3 protein-coding genes are annotated in these 2,695 nt (G+C 73.5%); all 3 read right to left on the bottom strand.

Translation table 11 applies throughout. The annotated features are described in order from the left end of the window. Positions 1-1,199, bottom strand: a 1,199-nt coding sequence (locus tag ABZ885_RS39105; RefSeq protein WP_360199659.1) for an acetylhydrolase, incomplete at its 3' end; no start/stop codon positions are given. A gap of 103 nt (positions 1,200-1,302) precedes the next feature. Further along, positions 1,303-1,638: a transcriptional regulator gene (locus ABZ885_RS39100; protein ID WP_360199657.1), complete on the bottom strand. Its 336-nt coding sequence runs from the start codon at positions 1,636-1,638 to the stop codon at positions 1,303-1,305. Further along, complete coding sequence (locus tag ABZ885_RS39095) at positions 1,635-2,381, bottom strand: hypothetical protein (RefSeq protein ID WP_360199655.1); 747 nt, start codon at positions 2,379-2,381, stop codon at positions 1,635-1,637. Before ABZ885_RS39095 ends, ABZ885_RS39100 begins: the two co-directional genes overlap by 4 nt. Positions 2,382-2,695 lie beyond the last annotated feature (314 nt).

Genomic DNA, 2,695 nt, shown 5'->3' with positions numbered 1-2,695 from the left:
AACCTCACCTCGGGGAAGGCCGGGCTCGGGCCGTCGAGGAGGCGCTCCCCGCGGTGCCGCAGGTGCCGGTCGAAGAACGCGAGCGGGTAGGCCTGTTGGATCCGTACCGCCCGGGCCGGGGGCAGCGTGCCGACCATGTCCTGGATCTGCTGGTCGGTCATGCCGAGGAGCCTGCCGGCTTGCGGGATCAGCGTCGCGTCGTCGCCGTACGACTTGTGGACGGCCCCGTCGGCCTGGATGTTCAGGCGCCCGCCGCGCAGGTGCGTCCAGAACCCGGCGACGTCCGGCATGGCGGCCCGGGTGAAGTCGGCGGTCATCATCATGAACGGCCGGTCCAGGTCGGCGGTGATGGTCGGCTGCATCGGGCCGTCGATGGCGAGCCCGGCCCGGATGCGCCGGTCGGCGATCATGGTGAGCGCGGTGGCGGTGCCGCCCTTCGACCAGCCGAACGCGCCGATGCGCTGCGGGTCGAGAGCGCCGAGCAGGCCCTGCGGCAGAGGGGTTCCGTCGGCGTCGGGGTTGCGCCCGGCGGCAAGGCCCTCGACGACGTCGAGCACGAACCGGATGTCCGCGGCGAAGTCCCGTGGCCCCGGGAACGGCGGCGCCTCCGCCGGGACGGTGACCCGGCCGTCGGGGAACTCGGTGAAGGCGTCGTCCGTGTGGTCGATGGCGACCACCGCGTAGCCGTGGCTGGCGAGTTCCTGGACCACGACGGTGTGGTCGCCGCGGTGGCTGCCCGCGCCGTGCGAGTACACGACGACGGGCAGGCGGCGGCCCGTGCGGCGTACGGGCGCGTTCGCGTACCCGGCGGTGAGCGGGCCGAGGGCGGGGTCGAGGGGGAAACCCACGTCGGCCAGGAACGCCCGCAACGCGCCCTCGGTCATCCAGGGAGCGCGCGGCAGGCCATCGGTCCGGCCGGCGGGGTACCAGACGCCGGCCATCAGCTCGCGGTATCGCCCGGGGCCGGCGCCGGGATCCGGACGCGAGGTGTCGACGAGGTGGAGGGGCACCGTGCCCACCGGGTACGGTCCGGTGGGCGCAGGAAGGGTGAGCCGTGCCGGGCCGGAGGGGGCCGGAGCCGCCCACGCGCCGGTTGCGGCGCCGAGCGGCACGCCGGCCCCGATCCCGGCGATCAGCGCTGCCCCGAGCAGGCGACGGCGCGTCAGGTCCGTTCGGGTGGTGACCGATGTCGTGGTCACAGGTCCTCCCCAGGTCTCTTCGGATGGTGTTCGGTGTGCTGCGTGTGGTCGCCGCGTCCCGCGCGATACTGGTCGCGGCGGACGGACTTCCCGGGCGACCGTGCTACGGCGTGTCTGCGCCGCCCTGTTCGATCTGGTGGATCAGCCGCTTGAGTTGGCTGACTTCGTCCCGGAGCGCGCGGTCGCCGGCGGGGGTGAGGGAGAGCCAGGTGCGGGCGCGCTTGCCCTCGTAGCCCTTCTCGATGTCGACCAGTCCGGCCTTCTCCAGGGTGGCCAGGTGCTGGCTGAGGTTGCCGGCGGTGAGTTCGAGCGCCGTGCGCAGGAAGCCGAACTCGACCCGGCGCGCCTGGTGGGCGATGGTGAGGATGCCGAGGCGGACGCGCTGGTGGACGACGTCGTCCAGCGCGGTGACGGGGTGCGGGTCGGGCTGATCGGTCATGACGCGTCGCGCCGGCCGGGCAGTTCGGCCAGGCGGAAGCCGAGGGCGCCGAGCAGGAGGAGAGCACCGGGGACGGCGAAGTGCGGCAGGGAGGACCACGGCGAGGTGGCGTCGATCCCCGCCCAGCCGGTGGTGAGCGGCACCAGCTCGATGGCCAGGTACGCCACGGTGAGCAGCAGCAGGGCGGCGCTGCGTTCCACGAAGGACAGCACCAGCAGCGGCAGCCCGACGGCCGCGGCGTTGCCGACGAGTCGTTCCAGGAACAGCGTCGCGCCGGAGCCCGGGTCGAGGTGCAGGCCCCAGAAGTCGAGCGGTGCGCCCGGCTCCGGCATCCCGTTGCGGATGACCCAGAGCGTGGTGGCGGTCACCAGGCTGCCGAGGACGATTCCGGTGAGGATGTACGGCCGGACCGGGGTGCCCACGCCGCGGTTGCGGGAGCGGCGGACGTAGAAGAACGCTGTCGCGGCGTACGCGAGGGCGAGCCCGACGGGCCAGTAGACCGCCGAGCCCTGCGTGACCGCGGTGCAGCCGGCGCCTGCCGTCGGGTCGTCGGCAGGGCAGGGAACGGACTCGATCCTGAAGGTGAGACGGCCCACCACGACGGCGCCGAGCGTGAGCACGCCGAACAGCAGGAGAGGGAACCAGGCGCCGCGCTGCACGGCACGGACCCGCCGGGTCAAGTCACCGAGGCCGGCGAGGACTTCACGGGGTGTGTGCGGCGAGGGCACCGATGCGTCTGTCATGCCGTCAGCTTTGCACTGCAAACCGGTTATGGCAAGAAACCGGTGTGCGGCAACGGCCTTGAGCGTGCGGCGTTCCCCCGTGCCCGGTTGGGCCGAGCGGGTGGGGTCGGGTGTGCGGCGGTGTGGTGCCGTGGGGTGGCGGCGGGTGGGGACGGGAGGCTGGTGAGCCGGAGGCAGGCATGAGAGAGCGGGTGGGCGGGCGCGACCGCCGGGATGTCCGGAGCCTGGTGGCGATGGGCGGGGACCGCGGCGTGGCCGGTGTAGAGCCGCAGCACGTTGGACTCGTCGTCGGCCACCACGATGTAGCCGCCGCC

The organism is Kitasatospora sp. NPDC047058 (genome assembly GCF_040643935.1).
Classification (GTDB): Bacteria; Actinomycetota; Actinomycetes; order Streptomycetales; family Streptomycetaceae; genus Kitasatospora.
This window is presented reverse-complemented; position numbering and strand designations above follow the sequence as displayed.